A 6,987-nucleotide genomic window follows, 5' to 3' on the forward strand; every position below is an offset into this window, starting at 1 on the left:
CGTTAGGGTTCGAGCGGGTCGCGGGGCCGATCCCATAAGCGTCTCGTTAGGATTCCGGGTGGCGGGCAGGCCGATCCCCTCGAAAACCGGTGGCGCGTCGCCCACCTGGGCACCAGGGCCGAACCAGCCCTGAACAAGCGAGGGGCGTGCGTGCGTCGGTTGGGGCTTCCGAGTAACCGCGAGGCATTTCTCCTCCTCGGCCTGGCGATCCTGCTCGTGCTCGGAGCGGTCGCGGCATTCCATCTCACGCGTCCCACGACCCTCACCATCGCGGTCGCCCCGAACGGCGGCACCGAGCCGGCGCTGCTGCGGGCCTATGCCGACGAGCTCGCCCGGCGGAGCCTCGGCATCCGGCTGAAGGTCGTATCCTTCGCCGGGGTGCGCGAGAGCGCGGCGGCGTTGAAGGCCGGCAAGGCCGACCTCGCGGTGGTTCGGCCGGACGTGGCGATGCCGGGCAACGGCCTGACCTTGGCGGTCTTGCGGAAGCTCGCCGCCTTCGTCGCCGCGCCAGGTGCCTCCGGCACCAAGGGCATCCCGGACCTTGCGGGCAAACGGCTGGGCATGCTGGCGAGCCGGACGGCCGACCGGACGCTGCTCCGCGAACTTGTCGCCCACTACGGATTTGAACTCCTGACCGATGCTCCGGCCGGGGCCGTGAACAACACCGCCGTGGTGCTGGTCCCGCTCGAGGAGGCCGATGTCGCAACGGCGCTGCGCGACGGGCGCATCGACGCCATGGTTCTCGTGACGACGCCCAGCTCCCCGGCTGCCCGGCGGGTGGTCGCCCTGGTGGGCGAGGCGAGCGACGGCGGTGAAGTCGCGCTGATCGGGGTGCCCGATATCGCAGCGGTGCTGGCGCGGTGGCCGCGCCTGCAGCCGGTCACGGTGCCGGCCGCCCTGTACGGCGGCAATCCCCGCCTGCCGGCCGAGGACGTCGCGACCGTGGGCTCGTCCTACCGCCTGATGGCACGGGCCGACCTGTCGCGGAGCGTGGCCGCGGAGGTGACGCAGCACCTGTTCGAGATGCGCGCGGCCCTGGCTGAGGCGGTACCGGCCGCGGAGGACGTCAGCCACCCGGATTACGAGGACACGGCCGACGCGACCAGCGCCCGCCTGCCCATTCATCCGGGCGCCCTCGACTACTACGAGCGCGAGCAAGAAACCTTGATCGAGCGCTACGAGAGCTGGATCTACCTCGTGGCCATCCTGGGGGGCGGCTTGGGCTCCACGGCAGCGTGGCTCCGGCAGCGCGTCGGGCGCCAGCGCCGCGAGCGGATCGAGGTCGCCACCGTACGCCTGCTGGAACTGCGCTCCGAAGCCCGCCGCGAGACCGAGCGCGAGCGTCTGGAGGCGATGGCGAGCGAGGTGGACGATCTCGCGGCCAGTATCGCACGCCACGCCCTGAACAGGCCGACGGAACCGCGGACCCTGGGGGCCGCCACCGTCGCCATCGACGCGGCCCGCTCGACGCTCAAGCGGGCACTAACTGGTGCGGGTATGCCAGCCGGCTGACCGCCAAGACGACCGGAGGAGGTTCGGCGAAGCCAATATGAAGGTCTGATTCAGTGGAGTGAACGGCCATTCGGAGCGAGGGAGCGAAGGTTCTTCGTTCATGCATGTCCCAGGCCCGCGAGGCGGGCGGCTTCACGGGCGATGCGCCCGTCCGGCGCGGTCAGGGCGTCGAGCACCCGGAAATGGTCGGCTCCCGGCACGGTGTGGAGATCGCCGTCGAGGCCCAGCGCCCGGCGAGCGGCGTGGTAATCCTCGGATTGGCGGCGCAACTCGGGCAGTTCGGCCTCGCCATAGATCACCGAGACGGGCGGCCCGCCCAGGGCGAGGCGGCGGATGGGCGAGAGCTCGGCCACCTCGGCTTGCGTGAGGTGCAACGCATCGTTGAGCGCGGTCCCAGCGATCGGTTCGAGATCGAAGAGCCCGCTCACCGCCAGGGCGGCATCGACCGTGTCGGCCGCAAGGGTCGTCATCAGGGTCGCGAGATGGCCGCCGGCCGACCAGCCCGCGACGACGAGGCGCGAGGGTCCGATCGTCCGCCGCAGCAGGCGCAGCGCGGCTCCGATCTCCCCTGCGATCCAGGTGAGCCTCGCCTCCGGCGCCAGCGTGTAGCCAACCAGCGCCACGTCGAGGCCGAGGGCGAGAGGACCCTCGGCCATGCAGGTGAAATCCTCGCGGGCGTTGCGCTGCCAGTAGCCGCCATGGACGAAAGCGAGGCAGGGCGCCCCCGCCGTGCCGCAGCGGTAGAGATCGACGGCCTGCCGCGGGCCGGGGCCGTAGGCCAAGGTCTGTCCCGCCTTGCCCTCGCGGAAGGCGGCGCTGCGGGAGCGCCAGCCCGCCACGAGGGCGGCACTGTCCCGGACCGCCCCGGAATTGTCGTAGGCTCGGGTGAGCGCGGCGCGGTCGAGGTCGCGCCAGAGCACGGCGTCGGCCGCGGCCATCAGGCGGCTTTCGGCGCGTGGTGGCTGTGGAGCTGGGCCGACAGCATGCGGCGCAGGTCGTTGAAGGCGGGGCTCGACACGTCACGGCGCCGCGGCAGGTCGACGGTGTGGACGGCCTCGATCCGGCCCGGCCCCGGCGACATCATCACGATCCGGTCGGCGAGGAAGATCGCCTCCTCGATGGCGTGGGTGACGAACAGCACGGTGAGGCCGGTCCGGGCCCAGAGGTCGAGGAGTTCGTCCTGGAGGCGCTCGCGGGTCATGGCGTCGAGCGCCCCGAACGGCTCGTCCATGAGGACCATCTCGGCCTCGTTGGCGAGCACCCGGGCGATGGCCACCCGCTGCTTCATGCCGCCCGAGAGCTGGTGCGGATAGGCATCGGCGAAGCGGCCGAGACCGACCAGATCGATGTAGCGGCGCGCGGTGTCTCGGACCTCCGCCGCGGGGCGGCCCCGCGATTTCGGGCCGAAGCCGATATTGTCGCGCACCGAGAGCCAGGGGAACAGGCCGTAATCCTGGAAGACCATGCCGCGGCTCGGAGCAGGGCCGGCAATCGGCTTGTCCCACATCAGGGCTTGGCCCGAACTCGGCGCCTCGAAGCCGGCGGCGATGCGCAGCAGGGTCGATTTCCCGCAGCCCGAGGCACCGAGCAGGCAGACGAACTCTCCCCGCTGGACGGCGAGGCTGGCGCCGCGCAGGGCCTCGGTCCGGCGCCCCTGCGCGGTATAGGTCTTCGAGACGTCCCGCATCGTCAGGATGGGAACGGTGGGCTCAGCCATGGGAGGGGCTCCAAGAGAGGAGGCGGCGGCCGATGCGCATGACGATCCAGTCCGAGATGAAGCCCGCGACGCCGATCACGCCCATGCCGCAGATCACGATCTCGGTCCGCGAGAGCTGGCGCGCCTCCATGATGACGGCGCCAAGGCCGGTCTGGACGCCCGTCATCTCGCCGACCACGATCACCACCCAGGCAAAACCCAGGCCGAGCCGCAGCCCGGTGAAGATCGATGGGAGGGCAGCGGGCAGCACCACCCGGAGAAACTGGGCGGGCCCCGTGCAGCCCAGCATCGCCGCCGCCTCGAACAGGCGCGGCTCCACCGAACGCACGCCGAACACGGTGTTGACGAGGATCGGGTAGAAGGCACCCAGGAATACGAGGAAGAAGGCCGAGCGGGCCCCGAGCCCGAACAGGATCATGGCCAGCGGCAGCCACGCGGTGACGGGGATCGGGCGCAGGATCTGCAGCACGGGATCGAGGAGAGCCCGGACCAGGGGCACGCGTCCGATCATCAGGCCAAGCGGCAGGGCCGCGGCGGCGGCCAGTGCGAAGCCGCCATAGACCCGCGACAGCGAGGCCCAGAGATGGGTCCACAGGGTGGCGCTGAAGGCGTCGTCGTTGATGCCGCCGAACGCCATGTCGCGCAGGGCCAGCCACACTTCGGCGGGAGGCGGGACGAGGCTGTAGGGCCGGTTCGCGGTGGCGAAGTGCCAGAGCGCGAGGGCTGCCAGCGGCACCACCAGCGCGAGGACAGGGCCGCGCAAGTGGTCGAGGAGGTTGCGCAGCGGGGCGTCCGGCTTGGGGCTCTGGCCCTGAGCCGGCAAGGCGGTCGGCACGGCGGCGGAGAGGGCGGCGCCCTCGATCGCGGCGCTCACGCGTCCCTCATGGCGTCGACGAAGCGGGTATCGATGAAGCCGTCTTCGGGCAGCCGCTTGATCTGCTTGAGGGCCAGCATGCGCTCGGCGTAGGTCTTGGCTTGGCGCACCTCGTCCGGCCCGAGCTTCCAGGTGAGTTCGACGTTCGGGGCCGAGATCGCCAGCGCCTCGCGCTTCTGGCCGAGCTTGGCCACTGCCATGGCGATCATCGCCTCCCGGTCCTTGGCTGCGAACTCGGTGGCCTTGCGGTGGATCTCCAGCATGGTGCGCACGAGGTCGGGCCGCTCGGCCAGCGTGTCCCGGTGGGCGCCGAACACCATGTTGAGCGACCCCATCTCGGTGCCATAGGGGTATTCGACGAGTTGGCCGACGCCCGAGGCGAGGCTGACGCCGGGGGCGGGCTCGGCGCCGACATAGGCATCGACGTCGCCGCGGGCGAGCGCGAGGTGCATCTCCGAGAAGGAGATGCGCACCGGGGTGATGTCCTTGACGGATAGTCCCTCCATGCGCATCCGCTCCAGGGCGAACACCTCCTGCGTGCTGCCGGGCCAGATCGCGACGCGCTTGCCGCGCAGGTCCTTGATCGTCCGGATGTCGGAATCCTTGCGGGCGATCACCCCCATGCCGCGGTTGCAGGTGGAGGCGATCACGACGATCGGCTCGCCCGCCGCGGCCCCGAGCGTCGCTGCCGCGAGCCCGAAGGTGCCGAAATCCACCGACTTGGTGACGACGGCGTTCTTGCCCTCGGTCGGGCTCTCGAACGGGATGACCTCGACCCGCACGCCTTCGGGCGTGAAGCGCTCGTAGAAGTGGGGCGCGATCGAGTGGATGAGCTTGAGCGAGGCCATCCGGATGACGATCGGCGCGGCCTGCGCCCGCGCGGCGCGGCCGGGGAGTGAACTCGCGACGAGGCCGGTTCCGAGACCGGCGAGGAGGCTGCGGCGGTCGATCATCGGGCGGTTCCTGCATGTACCGGTGCATCGAGCCTAGAAAGCACGGGTGTTGCCGGGAAGTGCTAATTCTTGACGGCATTGTTGAATTTCTGGCAACACCCTGGCGGGAGAGCCGGGATGAAGCATCTGCGCAGCCTGACCGCGGTGGCCGAGGTCGCTCGCAGCGGATCGATCCGGCGGGCCGCCGAGCGCCTCAACATCACGCCCTCGGCGCTAACGCGGCAGATCCAGGACATCGAGTACGAGCTCGGAACGCCGATCTTCGAGCGCCTTGCACAAGGAATGCGCCTGAACGCGGCGGGGGAATTGTTGGCGCGGCACATCCGCGACCAGGCTGCGGACCTCGACCGGGTGCGCTCGCAGATCGCCGACCTCTCCGGCGTGCGCCGAGGCCACGTGGCGCTTGCCTGCAGTCAAGCCTTCGTCACCCGGATGATCCCGGAGGAAGTTGAGACCTACCGGGCACAGTTTCCCCAGGTCGCCTTTACCGTGCAGGTGCGCGACCATGTCCAGGCGGTGGCCGCCCTCGTCTCGTTCGAGGCCGACCTCGCGCTCATCCTCCAGCCACCGCCCTCGGCGGAGCTGCACCCGCTCTATGCCGGCCGCCAGTCCCTCTGCGCCCTGATGCGGGCGCGTCATCCCCTGGCCTCCGAGGACGGGCCGATCCGGCTGCGCGACTGCCTCGCCCACGCCCTGGCCCTGCCCGACCGCTCCCTCGCCATCCGCCACCATATCGAGCACGCGCTCGCCCGGCGCGGGGTCGAGATGCGCGCGACCGTGGAATCGGGATCGCTGGAATTCCTGCGCAACGTCGTCCTGCGAGAGGATGTCGTCAGCTTCCAGGTGCCGAGCGGCATTCCGGACGACCCGCGCCTGCGCAGCCGTTTGATCGACGCCCGCGACCTCGAACCGATGAGCGTCGTGCTGGCGCAACTGCGCGGACGCCTGCTCCCGGTAGCGGCCAGCAAATTCGCCGACCAACTTGCCGCGCGCCTGAACCGTCAGGTGACCACGGCCTGACCGCTCCTCGAGGGATGTCAAAGCCGGGTGGGTCAGGACGGCGTGATTGTTGGATTGGCGAGGCCGTGAACCGGCCCGGAATGGAATGTCGCGGATTTGCTGCCCTCCTCCTTGGCACGGGGACGGCATCGCGGCGGGTTTGGTGGCGTTGGCAGGCCTTGGCCTCGTAGAGCACCGCACCGATGAGGCGGCAGAGGTTTAGAGTGCCTCACAAAATTCCCGCTGAGCCCCAGTCTCGTTTGTGTCGAGCTGCTAGAGCGCCCTCCGACGAAGTGGCCACCGGTTCGTCGAAAGAATGCGCGTCAAAACAAAGAGCTAGAGACGCCGGTCTGGTGCAATGGGGTCGGATACGGCTCTAGCCTCTGTCTGATCAGCTGAATTTACAGCTTCCCAAAGGAGGATGAAGTCCGCACTTGGATCATGAGCGGACCTTTAGGAGCGGGCCGAAGTTTTGCTGATGACCTATTTTGGCCGTTCCGGGCGGCTTCGGAATTTGCCGAAATCAGACGCGGCCTGACGCAGTTGAGATGCCCGAGAAGAGTCAGGAACTCACGCGCTATGATTTCGTCGATCCCGGAAATTCGGAAAACCGGACTGAACGACTTGGTCTCAGTTCGTCGATTCCCCCGAGCGAGGTGGACGGAGTTCTCCTGGCGTCATCGGATTCCGCGCCTATTCGAACGCGATCGGCGTGAGCATGAGGGTACGTCAGGCTCTTCGGTCGTTCGCTCAACACAGCTCCGCGATAGGCATCAAAGCCTGCAGGAGGCCGATTTCGACCTCCTGCATGTCGACCGACCGGCCAGCGTTACTGCATCGTCGGCATGACGAAGTCGGCGCCGGCGCGGATGCCGGTCGGCCAGCGGGTCGTGATGGTCTTGAGCCGGGTGTAGAAGCGCACGCCCTCCGGC

The 6,987-nt window shown here is 69.3% G+C and carries 6 protein-coding genes and 1 pseudogene; 2 read left to right on the forward strand and 5 right to left on the reverse strand.

The features are described 5' to 3' along the window. The first annotated feature begins 150 nt into the window (after positions 1-150). Positions 151-1,512: a TAXI family TRAP transporter solute-binding subunit gene (locus tag E4V01_RS20035; RefSeq protein ID WP_135299541.1), complete on the forward strand. Its 1,362-nt coding sequence runs from the start codon at positions 151-153 to the stop codon at positions 1,510-1,512. Between the two features lie 98 nt (positions 1,513-1,610). On the opposite strand, the gene E4V01_RS20040 is transcribed toward E4V01_RS20035, so the two are convergent. The 4 genes from E4V01_RS20040 to E4V01_RS20055 are packed head-to-tail and all read right to left on the reverse strand — an operon-like array spanning position 1,611 to position 5,056. Then, on the reverse strand, positions 1,611-2,450 hold the full coding sequence (locus tag E4V01_RS20040) for an alpha/beta hydrolase (RefSeq protein ID WP_135299542.1): 840 nt from the start codon (positions 2,448-2,450) through the stop codon (positions 1,611-1,613). Further along, entirely contained in the window at positions 2,450-3,229 is a 780-nt protein-coding gene (locus E4V01_RS20045; protein WP_060770833.1) for an ABC transporter ATP-binding protein, read from the reverse strand. Before E4V01_RS20045 ends, E4V01_RS20040 begins: the two co-directional genes overlap by 1 nt. Continuing rightward, positions 3,222-4,103: an ABC transporter permease gene (locus E4V01_RS20050; protein ID WP_135299543.1), complete on the reverse strand. Its 882-nt coding sequence runs from the start codon at positions 4,101-4,103 to the stop codon at positions 3,222-3,224. The genes E4V01_RS20045 and E4V01_RS20050 overlap by 8 nt, the downstream gene beginning before the upstream one ends. Next, complete coding sequence (locus E4V01_RS20055; RefSeq protein WP_135299544.1) at positions 4,100-5,056, reverse strand: ABC transporter substrate-binding protein; 957 nt, start codon at positions 5,054-5,056, stop codon at positions 4,100-4,102. The genes E4V01_RS20050 and E4V01_RS20055 overlap by 4 nt, the downstream gene beginning before the upstream one ends. 117 nt (positions 5,057-5,173) lie before the next feature. Here E4V01_RS20055 and E4V01_RS20060 point away from each other — a divergent pair, with 117 nt between their 5' ends. After that, positions 5,174-6,076, forward strand: a complete 903-nt coding sequence (locus E4V01_RS20060; RefSeq protein ID WP_060770831.1) for a LysR family transcriptional regulator — start codon at positions 5,174-5,176, stop codon at positions 6,074-6,076. A gap of 808 nt (positions 6,077-6,884) precedes the next feature. Here E4V01_RS20060 and E4V01_RS26270 read toward each other — a convergent pair. Continuing rightward, positions 6,885-6,987: pseudogene (locus E4V01_RS26270) on the reverse strand (methylmalonate-semialdehyde dehydrogenase (CoA acylating)); the annotation flags it as partial.

The organism is Methylorubrum sp. Q1 (assembly GCF_004683995.1).
Taxonomy (GTDB): Bacteria; Pseudomonadota; Alphaproteobacteria; order Rhizobiales; family Beijerinckiaceae; genus Methylobacterium.